The 13,453-nt window shown below is 66.7% G+C and carries 13 protein-coding genes and 1 pseudogene; 2 read left to right on the top strand and 12 right to left on the bottom strand.

Going from position 1 to position 13,453, the window contains the following annotated elements; translation table 11 throughout:
• The 6 genes and pseudogenes from HWX00_RS35345 to HWX00_RS35320 all read right to left on the bottom strand — a co-directional run.
• Window positions 1–335: pseudogene (locus HWX00_RS35345) on the bottom strand (acyl-CoA dehydrogenase N-terminal domain-containing protein); the annotation flags it as partial.
• A gap of 98 nt (window positions 336–433) precedes the next feature.
• Window positions 434–1,369, bottom strand: a complete 936-nt coding sequence (locus tag HWX00_RS35340) for an electron transfer flavoprotein subunit alpha/FixB family protein (protein ID WP_049028302.1) — start codon at window positions 1,367–1,369, stop codon at window positions 434–436.
• 16 nt (window positions 1,370–1,385) lie between these two features.
• Window positions 1,386–2,135, bottom strand: a complete 750-nt coding sequence (locus HWX00_RS35335) for an electron transfer flavoprotein subunit beta/FixA family protein (RefSeq protein WP_175029367.1) — start codon at window positions 2,133–2,135, stop codon at window positions 1,386–1,388.
• 227 nt (window positions 2,136–2,362) lie between these two features.
• Window positions 2,363–3,157 carry a MetQ/NlpA family ABC transporter substrate-binding protein gene (locus tag HWX00_RS35330; RefSeq protein WP_034187437.1) on the bottom strand — a complete coding sequence of 265 codons (795 nt, stop codon included), beginning with the start codon at window positions 3,155–3,157 and terminating at the stop codon, window positions 2,363–2,365.
• Between the two features lie 28 nt (window positions 3,158–3,185).
• Window positions 3,186–3,839: a methionine ABC transporter permease gene (locus HWX00_RS35325; RefSeq protein ID WP_006486982.1), complete on the bottom strand. Its 654-nt coding sequence runs from the start codon at window positions 3,837–3,839 to the stop codon at window positions 3,186–3,188.
• Window positions 3,829–4,863, bottom strand: a complete 1,035-nt coding sequence (locus HWX00_RS35320; RefSeq protein ID WP_175029368.1) for a methionine ABC transporter ATP-binding protein — start codon at window positions 4,861–4,863, stop codon at window positions 3,829–3,831. Before HWX00_RS35320 ends, HWX00_RS35325 begins: the two co-directional genes overlap by 11 nt.
• A 218-nt stretch (window positions 4,864–5,081) precedes the next feature.
• Between HWX00_RS35320 and HWX00_RS35315 the strand changes: the two genes are divergently transcribed.
• Entirely contained in the window at window positions 5,082–6,002 is a 921-nt protein-coding gene (locus tag HWX00_RS35315) for an alpha/beta hydrolase (protein ID WP_175029369.1), read from the top strand.
• Between the two features lie 36 nt (window positions 6,003–6,038).
• Here HWX00_RS35315 and HWX00_RS35310 read toward each other — a convergent pair whose 3' ends face one another.
• Window positions 6,039–6,962, bottom strand: a complete 924-nt coding sequence (locus HWX00_RS35310) for a histone deacetylase family protein (RefSeq protein WP_034187434.1) — start codon at window positions 6,960–6,962, stop codon at window positions 6,039–6,041.
• Between the two features lie 43 nt (window positions 6,963–7,005).
• Between HWX00_RS35310 and mltB the strand changes: the two genes are divergently transcribed.
• Window positions 7,006–8,355, top strand: a complete 1,350-nt coding sequence (gene mltB, locus HWX00_RS35305; RefSeq protein WP_080287788.1) for a lytic murein transglycosylase B — start codon at window positions 7,006–7,008, stop codon at window positions 8,353–8,355.
• A gap of 79 nt (window positions 8,356–8,434) precedes the next feature.
• Here mltB and cysM read toward each other — a convergent pair whose 3' ends face one another.
• The 5 genes from cysM to HWX00_RS35280 form a co-directional block, all read right to left on the bottom strand.
• On the bottom strand, window positions 8,435–9,337 hold the full coding sequence (gene cysM, locus HWX00_RS35300; protein WP_034187432.1) for a cysteine synthase CysM: 903 nt from the start codon (window positions 9,335–9,337) through the stop codon (window positions 8,435–8,437).
• A gap of 224 nt (window positions 9,338–9,561) precedes the next feature.
• Window positions 9,562–9,915: a ComEA family DNA-binding protein gene (locus HWX00_RS35295; RefSeq protein ID WP_034187431.1), complete on the bottom strand. Its 354-nt coding sequence runs from the start codon at window positions 9,913–9,915 to the stop codon at window positions 9,562–9,564.
• Window positions 9,916–9,989: 74 nt separating this feature from the next.
• Window positions 9,990–10,982 carry an ADP-glyceromanno-heptose 6-epimerase gene (gene rfaD / locus HWX00_RS35290; protein ID WP_034187430.1) on the bottom strand — a complete coding sequence of 331 codons (993 nt, stop codon included), beginning with the start codon at window positions 10,980–10,982 and terminating at the stop codon, window positions 9,990–9,992.
• A gap of 63 nt (window positions 10,983–11,045) precedes the next feature.
• Window positions 11,046–11,996, bottom strand: coding sequence for a D-glycero-beta-D-manno-heptose-7-phosphate kinase (gene rfaE1, locus HWX00_RS35285; RefSeq protein WP_051700958.1), 951 nt, complete (start codon window positions 11,994–11,996; stop codon window positions 11,046–11,048).
• A gap of 7 nt (window positions 11,997–12,003) precedes the next feature.
• The gene (locus HWX00_RS35280) at window positions 12,004–13,404 is read right to left on the bottom strand and encodes a UDP-glucose dehydrogenase family protein (RefSeq protein WP_034187429.1); all 1,401 of its coding nucleotides are present in this window, start codon (window positions 13,402–13,404) and stop codon (window positions 12,004–12,006) included.
• Window positions 13,405–13,453 lie beyond the last annotated feature (49 nt).

Raw genomic sequence — 13,453 nt, 5'->3', positions numbered from 1 at the left:
ATGCACGGCGTCGCGATCAGCTTCGGCAGCCCCTGGCCATCGTACTCGGCCGGATGCTGCAGCCCCTGCCAGCCGCCTTCGACGAACTGGCGAAACGCGTCGCCGAAGCCCGGCGTCGCGCTCACCACACCGTCCTTCCAGCTGCTCGGGTGGCGGTCGCCCTCGACGTTCAGCGGCGCCAGCACCTCGCCGCAGAATTTCGCGGACTCCTCGAGCACGGCCTGCGCCGTGTCGTAACCGGCATCCTCGAAGCCCGGCAACTGCGCGACGGCGTCGATGCCCGCGAGTTCCTTCAGCACGAACAGCATGTCCTTGACGGGGGCGACATAACTCATGGCGCGTCTCCTCTTCTCTCTTTTGTCGATGGCGTAAAAAAAGGGGCGCTCGGCGCGCCCCTTTTCCCGTGTGCTTAACGCTGAAGCGTCACGCCGCGTCAGCCGAGCTCGCTCACGAGCTCCGGCACCAGCGAGAACAGATCGCCGACGAGGCCGTAGTCGGCCACGCTGAAGATCGGCGCTTCCGGATCCTTGTTGATCGCGACGATCACCTTCGAATCCTTCATGCCGGCCAGATGCTGGATCGCACCCGAGATGCCGACCGCGATGTACAGCTGCGGGGCGACGATCTTGCCGGTCTGGCCGACCTGATAGTCGTTCGGCACGTAGCCGGCGTCGACTGCCGCGCGCGATGCGCCCAGTGCCGCCGACAGCTTGTCGGCCAGCGGCTCCAGCACCTTCGTGTAGTTCTCGCCGCTGCCCAGACCGCGGCCGCCCGACACGATGATGCTCGCCGACGTCAGCTCCGGACGGTCCAGCTTCGTCACTTCACGGCTCACGAACTGCGACTTGCCGGCATCCGCCGCCGCTTCGATCTTCTCGACCGCTGCGCTGCCGCCTTCCGCTGCCACCGGATCGAAACCCGTCGCACGCACCGTGATGACCTTGATCGGGTCGCTCGACTGCACCGTCGCGATCGCGTTGCCCGCGTAGATCGGGCGCTCGAACGTGTCGGCACTGTCGACCGCCGTGATGTCCGAGATCTGCGCGACGTCCAGCTTCGCGGCGATACGCGGCGCGATGTTCTTGCCGTACGCGGTGGCCGGCGCGAGGATGTGCGAGTAGTCCTTCGCGATGTTCAGCGCGGTTGCCTCGACGTTTTCCGCCAGGCCCGCGGCCAGTTGCGGCGCGTCGGCCAGCAGCACCTTGGACACGCCTGCGATCTTCGCTGCCGCGTCAGCCGCTGCTTGTGCATTGTGGCCCGCGACCAGCACGTGGATGTCACCGCCGATCTTCGCTGCCGCCGCCACCGTGTTCAGCGTCGCGGCCTTGATCGACGCGTTGTCGTGTTCTGCAATCACCAGAATCGTCATTTCTTTCCGCTCCCTCTTACAGCACCTTGGCTTCGGTCTTCAGCTTCTCGACCAGCGTCTTCACGTCCGGCACCTTCACGCCGGCCGCGCGCTTCGGCGGCTCGACCACCTTCAGCGTCTTCAGACGCGGCGCGACGTCCACACCGAGGTCTTCCGGCTTCACGGTTTCCAGCGGCTTCTTCTTCGCCTTCATGATGTTCGGCAGCGTCACGTAACGCGGCTCGTTCAGGCGCAGGTCGGTCGTCACGACCGCCGGCAGCGTCAGCGACAGCGTTTCCGCGCCGCCGTCGACTTCGCGTGCAACCGTTGCCTTGCCGTCCGCGATCGTGACCTTCGACGCGAACGTCGCTTGCGGCAGGCCGGCCAGCGCGGCCAGCATCTGGCCCGTCTGGTTCGAATCGTCGTCGATCGCCTGCTTGCCGAGGATCACCAGCTGCGGCTGCTCCTTGTCGACCAGCGCCTTCAGGATCTTCGCGACGGCCGGCGGCTCGACGCTGTCGTTCGATTCGACGAGGATCGCGCGATCCGCGCCGATCGCCAGCGCCGTGCGCAGCGTTTCCTGCGCTTGCGTGACGCCCACCGACACCGCGATCACTTCGGTCGCGACGCCCGCTTCCTTCAGGCGCACGGCTTCTTCAACGGCGATTTCGTCGAACGGGTTCATCGACATCTTCACGTTCGCGATGTCGACGCCCGTGTTGTCCGACTTCACGCGGACCTTCACGTTGTAATCGACCACTCTTTTCACTGGCACCAGGATTTTCATGCACACGCTCCAAAGTTACGAATACGACCAGAGGCCATTCTATAGCGAGGCCTCATGACTGCGCGGCCAAGCGGACCCATCCATCGTGGCTGTCGAGGATACCGCTTCTTGGCGACGCGCCAATGATAGCGAACGGTCGTTCTATTTTAAAAGAGAAAAAACCCGGACGCAAAGCCCGGGTTTTCGATCATCGACTCTAATCCCGCCGGGCGTCCGTCCTCCGCCCGTCACCAGGCGGCGATGACCGCCCCGCCGAACTTGCCCTCGATGAATTGCTTCACGTCGGCCGAATGATAGGCCGCGATCAGTTTCGCGACCCACGGCTTGTTCCGGTCCGCGTCGCGAATCGCGAGAATGTTTGCGTAAGGGCCGTTCGGGCCCTCGATCGCGATCGCATCCTGATTCGGTTTCAACCCCGCTTCCATCGCGTAGTTGGTGTTGATCGCGGCCGCGTCGACGTCGCCGAGCGAGCGCGGAATCTGCGCCGCATCGAGCTCGACGATCTTCAGCTTGCGCGGATTGTCGACGATGTCGAGCGGCGTCGCCTTCAGCCCCGCATCCGCGCGCAGCTTCAGCAGCCCCTGCTTCTGCAGCAACAGCAGCGCGCGGCCGCCGTTGGTCGGGTCGTTCGGCACCGCGACGCGCGCGCCCGGCTTCAGTTCGGCCAGCGATTTCACGCGCTTCGAATAGATGCCCATCGGAAACGTCACGGTATCCGCGACCTTGATCAGCTTGTAGCCGCGATCCTTCACCTGCGCCTGCAGATACGGATCGTGCTGGTAGCTGTTCGCGTCGAGGTCGCCCGACGCGAGCGCGGCGTTCGGCTGCACGTAATCGGAGAATTCGACGATACGGATATCGAGGCCGCTCTTCGCCGCGACCTTCTTCACCACTTCCATGATCTGCGCGTGCGGTCCGCCCGTCACGCCCACCTTGATGGTTTCGGCCTGCGCGTGCGCGCCCGCGAACAGTGCGGCCGCACCCAGTGCCGCCGCGAACTTCAGCATGAAACGTCGTTGCATCGTGTCCCCCTTACGGACCGGTTTGATCTTATTTGTGGCTCAGCCGGCGCACGAGCCAGTCGCCGAACGACTGGACGATCTGCACGAACACGATCAGGATCGCGACGACCGTCCACATCACTTCCGGCAGATAGCGCTGGTACCCGTAGCGGATCCCGAGATCGCCGAGCCCGCCGCCGCCGATGGCACCCGCCATCGCCGAGTAACCGACCAGCGACACGAACGTGATCGTCAGGCCCGCGACGACGCCCGGCAGCGATTCGGGCAACAGCACCTTGAAGACGATCTGCGACGTGGTCGCGCCCATCGATTGCGCGGCCTCGATCAGCCCGCGGTCGACTTCGCGCAACGCCGTCTCGACGAGACGCGCGATGAACGGCGCGGCCGCGAGCGTCAGCGGCACGACCGCCGCGGCCGTGCCGATCGACGAACCCGTGACGAGACGCGTGAACGGAATCACCGCGACCAGCAGGATGATGAACGGCGTCGAGCGGACGGCATTCACGATGCCGCCGAGCACGCGGTTCACCGCGAGGTTTTGCAGCACGCCCTGGCGATCGGTCAGGTAGAGCAGCACGCCGAGCGGCAGGCCGACGAGCGCGCCGACCGCTCCGGAGATGCCGACCATGATCAGCGTCTCCCAGAACGACTGCACGAACATATCGAACATCTCACTCAACATACGAAAGCTCCTCTACCACCACCCCTTGCTCGCGCAGGAACGCGAGCGCCTGCCCGACCTTGCCCGGCTCGCCGCCCGCGAGCACCGCGAGCGAACCGAATGCCTGCCCCTGGATCTCGTCGATCTGACCGTGCAGGATGTTGAAATCGAGTTCGTACCGGCGGATCGTCTCCGACAGGATCGGCTGGTCGACCCCCGAGCCCGTGAACGCGAGCCGCAGCAGGTGCCCGCTGCCCGTCTTCAGCCGCTCGGCCACGCGTGCCTTCAGCGCGGGCGGGAGTTCCTGCGCGATCACGTCGCCGATCAGCGCGCGCGTCACCTCATGATGCGGCTGCAGGAACACGTCGATCACGCGGCCCTCCTCGACCACGCGCCCGGCATCGAGCACCGCGACGCGATCGCATACCTGCTTGATCACTTCCATCTGGTGCGTGATCAGCACGATCGTCAGGCCGAGCTCGCGGTTGATGCGCTTCAGCAGATCGAGGATCGAACGCGTGGTTTCGGGATCGAGCGCGGACGTCGCTTCGTCCGACAGCAGCACCTTCGGCTGGCTCGCGAGCGCGCGGGCAATGCCGACGCGCTGCTTCTGCCCGCCGCTGATCTGCGACGGGTAGCGGTCCTTCTGCGCGGACAGCCCGACGAGGTCGAGCAGCGGCAGCACGGCGGCCTCGATTTCGGCACGGCTCGCACCGGCCAGCTCGAGCGGCAGCGCGACGTTGTCGAACACCGTGCGCGACGACAGCAGGTTGAAGTGCTGGAAGATCATGCCGATCTCGCGGCGCGCCTCGCGCAGCGCGCCCGCCGGCAGCAGCATGAGATCGCGCCCGCCGACGACGACGCTGCCTTCGGTCGGCCGCGTGAGCAGGTTGATGGTGCGCACGAGCGTGCTCTTGCCGGCGCCGCTTCGGCCGATGATGCCGAACACCTCGCCCTGCGGGATCGTCAGGTTGACGTTGCGCAACGCCTCGACCCAGCCGCCCGGCCCGGGAAAACGCTGCGAAAGATTGCGTAATTCGATCATGTAAACAAAACGGCGGCCGGCCGGCGAGTTGGCCCGCCAGTCGGCCGCCGATGCATCTGGAATAGCCGGCGATTTTACCGCAAACCCCTCATTCCACTTAATAATCGATTTCGATCTTTTCATAACTACACGAAATTAGAGGGGCACCGCTGGCCCGCCGCGCGAAGGCCGCGACTATGATCCGGAACACCTATGCCAACCAACAGGGGACACGCCAGATGACCGCTACCACCACGCCGGCTGCCGCGCCCGCCATCGCCGGCGCCGCGCCCGCGTCGCCACCCGCACCGACAATGGGCCGGCTGCGTACCGCGGACGGGCTCGAACTGGCGTCGTACCGCTGGCCGGCCGGCGACGACACGGCACCGCCGCGCGCGACGATCGCGCTCGTGCACGGCCTCGCCGAACACGCGGGTCGCTACGCCGCGCTCGCCGGCCGGCTGAACGCGGCCGGCATCGACGTGCACGCGATCGATCTGCGCGGGCACGGCCAGTCGCCCGGCCAGCGCGCGTGGGTCGACCGTTTCGACGGATACCTGAACGATGCGGATGCGCTGGTCGCCGAAGCCGCCCGCGGCAATGCGCCGCTGTTCCTGATGGGACACAGCATGGGCGGCGCGGTCGCGGCGCTCTACGCGATCGAGCGTGCGCCGGCCCGCGGCCATGTGCTGACGGGCCTCGTGCTGTCGAGCCCGGCGCTCGCGCCGGGGCGCGACGTGCCGCGCTGGATGCTCGCGGTGAGCCGCGTCATCAGTCGCGTCTGGCCGACCTTCCCGGCGATCAGGATCGATGCGGCGCTGCTGTCGCGCGACCCGGCCGTCGTCGCGGCCAATCGCGCCGATCCGCTCGTGCATCACGGCGCGGTGCCCGCGCGCACCGGCGCGGAGATTCTCGACGCGATGGCGCGTATCGAAAGCGGCCGCGGCGCGCTGCGCGTGCCGGTACTCGTCTATCACGGCACCGAGGACAAACTGACCGAACCCGACGGCAGCCGCGCCTTCGGCGCACGCGTCGGCTCGCCCGATCGTACGCTGACGCTATACGAAGGCGGTTTCCACGAAACGATGAACGATCTCGATCGCGACCGCGTGATCGACGCGCTGATCGCGTGGATTCACGCGCGCGTGCCGGCACGCTGAGCGCGCCCGCACGTCCTGCCCGTCAGGCGTCGGGAATCAGATGCCGGCCAGCACGCGCAGATGCGCGACGACGCTGCGCCCGAGCGCGGACAGGTTGTAGCCGCCTTCGAGGCAACTCACGATGCGGCCCTGCGCATGCCGGCGCGCCACGTCGACGATCTGCGCGGTCAGCCATTCGAAATCGGCCTCGACGAGGCCGAGGCTGCCGATGTCGTCCTCGCGGTGCGCGTCGAAGCCGGCCGACACGAACAGCATCTGCGGCTTGAATGCGTCGAGGCGCGGCAGCCAGAACATGTCGACGGCTTCGCGGATCGCCATGCCGTTGCTGCGCGCGGGCATCGGCAGGTTGACCATGTTCGGCGCCTGGTGATCGACGCCGGAGAACGGATACAGCGGATGCTGAAAGAAGCTGCACATCAGCACGCGCTCGTCGTTCGCGAACGCCGCCTCGGTGCCGTTGCCGTGGTGCACGTCGAAATCGACGATCGCGACGCGCTCGAGACCGTGTACGTCGAGCGCATGCCGCGCGGCGATCGCGACGTTGTTGAAGAAGCAGAAGCCCATCGCACGGGCGGGCTCCGCGTGGTGGCCGGGCGGGCGCACGCCGCAGAACGCATTCGCATAGCGGCCTTCGATCACCGCGTCGGTCGCCGCGATCGCGGCGCCGGCCGCGCGCAGCGCCGCGCGCCACGTGTCGCGATTCATCAGCGTATCGGGATCGATCTCGACGTAGCCGTCGACCGGCGTCATGCTCCGGATGTAATCGATGTGCGCCTGCGTATGCACACGACCCAGCGCGACCTCGCTCGCGAACGGCGCGGTTTCGTGCACGATCAGATCGTCGATGCGGCTCGCGATCAGTTGATCCTGGATCGCCGACAGGCGGGCCGGGCACTCCGGATGCCATTCCCCCATCTCGTGCAGCATGCAGTCGGGGTGCGTATAGAAAGCGGTTGCCATAAGCTGTCATCCACGACGCTCGGTGCGCCGCAGGTCTCCATCAATGATGTCCATCGTCTGCCGCGAATTCGCCGCTAACTTACCACAACGGGGGCCCGCCACGCCCCGGCGCGCCGGATCCGTCGGGTATACTGCGCCGAACACAATCGCCCTGTCCGCCCGCTTCGACATGAATTCCAGCAAGCCTGCCGCCCTCCTCTCCGCGCTGTCCCGTGTCCGCGTCCCGCTCGTCGCCGCCGCTGTCGTCGCGGCCCTCGGCACCGCGCCTGCCGGCGCGCAGACGCAGCCGGCGAAGCCCGCCGGCAAGCTCGTCGCCCAGGCCCAGCCGCAGCAGCCGTTGCCGCAAGGCCAGACCTTCGAGGAGGAAATTGTTCCGCAGCGTTATGCGAACAACGCCAAGGTCGACGCCTTCATCGACGAGATGGTGAGCCGCAACGGCTTCGACTCCGCGAGCCTGCATGCGCTGTTCTCGCGCATCAGCTACTCGGCGACGGCCGTCAAGCTCGTGAAGCCGGCCCCGTCGCCGACGGTCAAGAACTGGCGCGTCTATCGCTCGCGCTTCATCGAGCCGATCCGCATCAACGCGGGCGTGAAGTTCTGGAAGGCGAACCAGGCAACGCTGCAGCGCGCGTCCGAGCAGTTCGGCGTGCCGCCCGAGGTGATCGTCGGCATCATCGGCGTCGAGACGATCTATGGCCGCTACATGGGCAATTTCCGCGTGCTCGACGCGCTGACGACGCTCACGTTCGATTATCCGGACACGCCGAATCGCGACAGCCGCCAGGCAACGTTCCGCAAGAACCTCGAGGACTTCCTGGTCTGGACCCGCGACAACCAGCTCGACCCGACCACCGTGCTCGGCTCGTACACGGGCGCGATCGGGATCCCGCAGTTCCTGCCGAGCAGCATCCGCGAGTATGCGGTCGACTTCGACGGCACGGGTCACGTCGATCTGCGCAGCAGTCCTGTCGATGCGATCGGCAGCGTCGCGAACTACCTGAAGCAGCACGGCTGGGAAACCGACCGGCCGGTGGTCTGGCAGATCACGCCCGATACGGGCAGCCTGGGCATTGCGCAGGCCGCCGCCGACGGCCAGCCCGAGCCGCACTGGGCGCTGTCGCAACTGACGCGCGCGGGCATGACGCTGAACGAGCCGACGGTCAACATCACGACCGAAGCCGGCACGCCGGTGACCGTGGTCGACCTGCCGTCGCCGGGGCGCGCGACCGAGTACATGCTCGGGCTCAAGAATTTCTACGTGCTGACGCGCTACAACCGCAGCTTCTTCTACGCGCTCACCGTGTACCAGCTCGGCGAAGCCGTGAAGGCGCAGATGGAAGCGAGCGGCGCGCTGAAGCCGGCCGCCGCCGACGACGACGCGCAGTCGCAGTAAGATCTGCCCGCCCAAAGAAAAAGCGCCGCACGAGCGGCGCTTTTTACATGGCTGGCGCGCGGCGCACGCCAACCCGTGTTCAGGCGGGAAACACGCCCGTGGACAGATAGCGGTCGCCACGATCGCAGACGATGAACACGATCGTCGCGTTCTCGACCTGACGCGCGATGCGCATCGCGACTTCGCACGCGCCGCCCGACGAAATGCCCGCGAAGATGCCTTCGACCGCCGCCAGCCGGCGCGTCATCGTTTCCGACGCGGCCTGGCTCACGCTCTCGACACGGTCGACGCGGCTGCGATCGAAGATCGTCGGCAGGTACGCTTCCGGCCACTTGCGGATGCCCGGAATGCGAGAACCGTCTTCCGGCTGCGCGCCGATGATCTCGATCGCCGGGTTCTGTTCCTTCAGATAGCGCGACGTGCCCATGATCGTGCCCGTCGTGCCCATGGCCGACACGAAGTGCGTGATGCGCCCTTCGGTGTCGCGCCAGATCTCCGGCCCCGTCGCTTCGTAGTGCGCAACGGGATTGTCGGGGTTCGCGAACTGGTCGAGGATCACGCCCTTGCCTTCGCGCTGCATCTCGTCCGCGAGATCGCGCGCCAGCTCCATCCCGCCCTTCACCGGTGTCAGGATGATTTCGGCACCGTAGGCGGCCATGCTCTGGCGACGCTCGACCGACAGGTCCTCCGGCATGATCAGCACCATCTTGTAGCCGCGGATCGCGGCGGCCATCGCGAGCGCGATACCCGTGTTGCCGCTGGTCGCCTCGATCAGCGTATCGCCCGGCTTGATGCGCCCGCGTGCCTCGGCCTTGCTGATCATCGACAGCGCCGGGCGATCCTTCACGGAACCGGCCGGGTTGTTGCCTTCGAGCTTCGCGAGCACCACGTTGTTGCGCGCGCGAATCTCGTCGTCCGGCAAGCGGACCAGTTGCACGAGCGGCGTATTGCCGATCGTGTCTTCGATAGTTTTGTAAGCCATGGATATACCGTCAGTGCGAGGCCGATCAATCGATCGATTGTAAACCAGCACCGCCGCTCGCGCCGGCAACCCCCATTACGACGATGGAATACGCATGCCGCGCGACACGTGATCGCCCCCCCGTATCGCACGCGCTCCCCCACGCAAAAAACCCGCGGCATGCCGCGGGAAGCCGTCATGACGACGGCGGCTGAAGGAGCTCGTTGCCGGTCGCGCGCGATGCGTTACTTCTGTGCGGTGCGGGCGGGCGCGGCGGCAGGCTTGGCCGCCGCAGGCTTGCCCGCGGCGGGCGGCGCCGCGGCCGCGCCGGCTGCGCCCGCCGCGCCGATCGTCAGCCCTTCCTGCTGAAGCCGCTCGACGATATGCCCGCCCATGCCTTTCACGCGCGCGGTGAGATCTTCCGCATTCCTGAACGGACCGCGCGTGCCGCGTTCATCGACGATCGCCTTCGCCCGCGCCGGACCGATGCCCTTGATGCCGACGAGCGCATCCTCGCTCGCGGTATTGACATCGACGGCCGCCCAGGCCGACGCGACTGCGCCGAGCATGACCGCTGCGGCAAACCATTTCCTGATCATGTGCTGGATCTCCGAAGAAAAACGGCCGGCGGCTGCCGACCGTGAGACCCAGTCTAGCGACGCAACGCCTGCGTTTAAACCTGGCCGGATAGCCAACGGACGTAGCGGTCGACGCCTTCCTGCACGGTCAGGAACGGCGCGTCGTAGCCGGCTGCGCGCAGTTTCGTCTGGTCGGCCTGCGTGAAGCACTGGTACTTGCCGCGCAGCGCATCGGGGAACGGCACGTATTCGATCAGCCCCTGCTCGACCTGCTGCGCGAGCGTCAGCGGCGGCTGGTTGTCGAGCGCGCGCAGCGTGTTCACGACCGTCGACGCGATATCGTTGAACGGCTGCGCCCGGCCCGTGCCGAGGTTGAAGATGCCCGACTTCTCCGGGTGGTCGAAGAAGAACAGGTTCACCTTCGTCACGTCCTCGACCGACACGAAGTCACGCGTCTGCTCGCCCGGCGCATAACCGTTGTACTCGCCGAACAGCTTCACCTTGCCTTCCGCGCGGAACTGGTTGAAGTTGTGGAACGCGACCGACGCCATGCGCCCCTTGTGCGTCTCGCGCGGGCCGTACACGTTGAAATAACGAAAGCCCGCGATCTGGCTCTTCGCGCTCGGCAGCACGCGGCGGATCACCTGGTCGAACAGGAACTTCGAATAGCCGTACACGTTCAGCGGCGCCTCGACGTCGCGCTCCTCGACGAAACGCGTCGAGCCGCCGTAGATCGCGGCCGACGACGCGTACAGGAACTGCGTGCCGTGCGCGAGACAGGTATCGAGCACCGCGCGGCTGTAGCGGAAGTTGTTGTCCATCATGTAGCGGCCGTCGGTTTCCATCGTGTCCGAACAGGCGCCTTCGTGGAACACCGCGCGCACCTTGCCGAAATCGCCGCGCGCGAAGCGCTCGACGAATTCCGTCTTGTCGAGATAGTCGTCGATCTCGCAATCGACGAGATTGCGGAACTTGTCCGCGCGCGTCAGGTTGTCGACCGCGATGATGCGCGATTCGCCGCGCTCGTTGAGCGCCTTGACGATGTTCGCGCCGATAAAACCGGCCGCGCCGGTGACGATGAGGGTCATGATCGTCCTGCCTGAAAAGTGCGAGCCACTCGTGCGACGCGCTCGTCGCGCCGCCGAATGCGCTCAGTGAAACAGTTCGTCGTAGTCCACCGTGGCCGTGCCGAGCTTGCCCACCACGATGCCTGCCGCGCGATTCGCGAGCACGACCGCGTCGACCAGCGGCACGCCGGCGCCGAGCATCGTCGCGACCGTCGCGATCACGGTGTCCCCCGCGCCCGACACGTCGAACACCTCGCGCGCGAGCGCCGGTGCGTGCAGTTCGCCGGTCGCGGAAAAAAGCGTCATCCCCTCTTCCGAGCGCGTGAGCAGCAGCGCATCGATGTCGAGCTCCGCGCGCAGGTTCGCGACGCGCGCGCGCAGGTCGTCTTCCGACTTCCACTGGCCGACCACTTCACGCAGCTCCGCGCGGTTCGGCGTGATCAGCGACGCGCCGCGATAGCGCGCCCAGTCGTCGCCCTTCGGGTCGACGAGGACGGCCTTGCCGGCCGCACGCGCCTTCTCGATCATCGTCGTGACGTGCGTCAGGCCGCCTTTCGCGTAATCCGACATCAGCACGACGTCGTGCTGCGGCAGCAGCGCGTCGAAGCGCGCGAGCCCCGCGAGCAGCACCTCGTGCGTCGGCATCGCCTCGAAGTCGACGCGCAGCAGTTGCTGCTGGCGCGCAAGCACGCGCAGCTTGATCGTGGTCGGCAGCGCCGGGTCGCGCTCGAGATGCGGCGTCACGCCGCTGCCGGCGAGCAGTTCGACGATCCGCTCGCCGGGCTCGTCGCACCCGACGACGCACAGCAATCCCGCCTGGCCGCCGAGCGTCACGGCATTGCGCGCGACGTTGGCCGCGCCGCCGAGCCGCTCCTCCTGACGCTGCACGTGCACGACCGGCACCGGTGCTTCAGGCGAAATGCGATCGACGTTGCCGAACCAGTAACGGTCGAGCATCACGTCGCCGACGACGAGCACGCGCGAGCGCGCGAGCTGCGCGCGCGGCACCGATACGATTTCGTGAAGAGTATTCATCGTGTGGTCAGCCGCGGGAGGACGACTGCGGATCGACATACGGACGGCCGATCGCATAGTAGTCGATGCCCAGCTCGGCCATCGCGTCCGGCTCGTACAGGTTGCGGCCGTCGAAGATGACCGGCGCCTTCAGTTCGGCCTTCAGGCGCGTGAAATCGGGGCTCCGGAATTCCTTCCATTCGGTCACGATCACGAGGGCATCCGCGCCCGTCACGGCGATATCCTGCGTGTCGACGAGATGCAGCCGCGCCAGCGCATCGGCATCGTGGCCGAAATCGAGCTCGAACACGCGCCGCGCTTCGTCGATCGCGACCGGATCGTACGCGCGCACGGTCGCACCGCGCTCGAGCAGCGCGGCGATCAGACGCCGGCTCGGCGCCTCGCGCATGTCGTCGGTGTTCGGCTTGAACGCGAGGCCCCACACCGCGAACTCGCGGCCCGTCAGGTCGGCGCCGAAGCGTTGCTCGATCTTGCCGATCAGCACGTCCTTCTGCGCATGGTTGGCGGCCTCGACGGCTTCCAGGATGCGCAGCGGCTGGCCGTTCTCGCCGGCGGTGCGAATCAGCGCCTGGACGTCCTTCGGGAAACACGAGCCGCCGTAGCCGACGCCGGCGTACAGGAAGTGATAGCCGATGCGCGGATCGGAGCCGATCCCGCGGCGCACGGCCTCGATGTCGGCACCGACCTTGTCGGCGAGATTCGACATCTCGTTCATGAACGAGATGCGCGTCGCGAGCATCGCGTTCGCAGCATACTTCGCGAATTCGGCCGAGCGCACGTCCATGTAGATCGTGCGCTCGTGGTTGCGGTTGAACGGCGCGTAGAGCTTCTTCATCTTCTCGCGCGCGATCGTGCCGGTCTCGTCGTCGTCGACGCCGATGATGATCCGGTCCGGACGCATGAAGTCCTCGACCGCGGCGCCTTCCTTGAGGAACTCCGGATTCGACACGACCGAGAAGCGATGCGCGACGCTGCCCGCGAGCCCGCGTGCGGCAAGCGCCTCGTCGACCACGCCGCGCACGCGCTGCGCGGTGCCGACCGGTACCGTCGACTTGTCGACGATCACCTTGAAGCCCGTCATGTAGCGGCCGATGTTGCGTGCGGCCTCGAGCACGTACTGCAGGTCGGCCGAGCCGTCCTCGTCGGGCGGCGTGCCGACCGCGATGAACTGGATCTCGCCGTGCGCGACGCTCGCCTCGATGTCGGTCGAGAAGCGCAGGCGCCCCGCCGCGCGGTTGCGCGCGATGATGTCCAGCAGCCCCGGTTCGTGAATCGGCATGCCGCCGTTGTTCAGGATGTCGATCTTGCGCGGATCGACGTCGAGACAGAAGACGTCGTGACCGATCTCCGCGAGGCAGGCGCCCGTGACGAGGCCGACATAGCCGGTGCCGATGATGGTGATTTTCATAGATGTTCCGGTACTTCCCGGTAATTGACTAACTTGGCCGCCGGGGCCA

Source organism: Burkholderia seminalis DSM 23518 (genome assembly GCF_902832885.1).
Classification (GTDB): Bacteria; Pseudomonadota; Gammaproteobacteria; order Burkholderiales; family Burkholderiaceae; genus Burkholderia; species Burkholderia seminalis.
The sequence above is the reverse complement of the archived record's forward strand: the minus strand, read 5'-3'. Positions and strand labels throughout refer to the sequence as shown.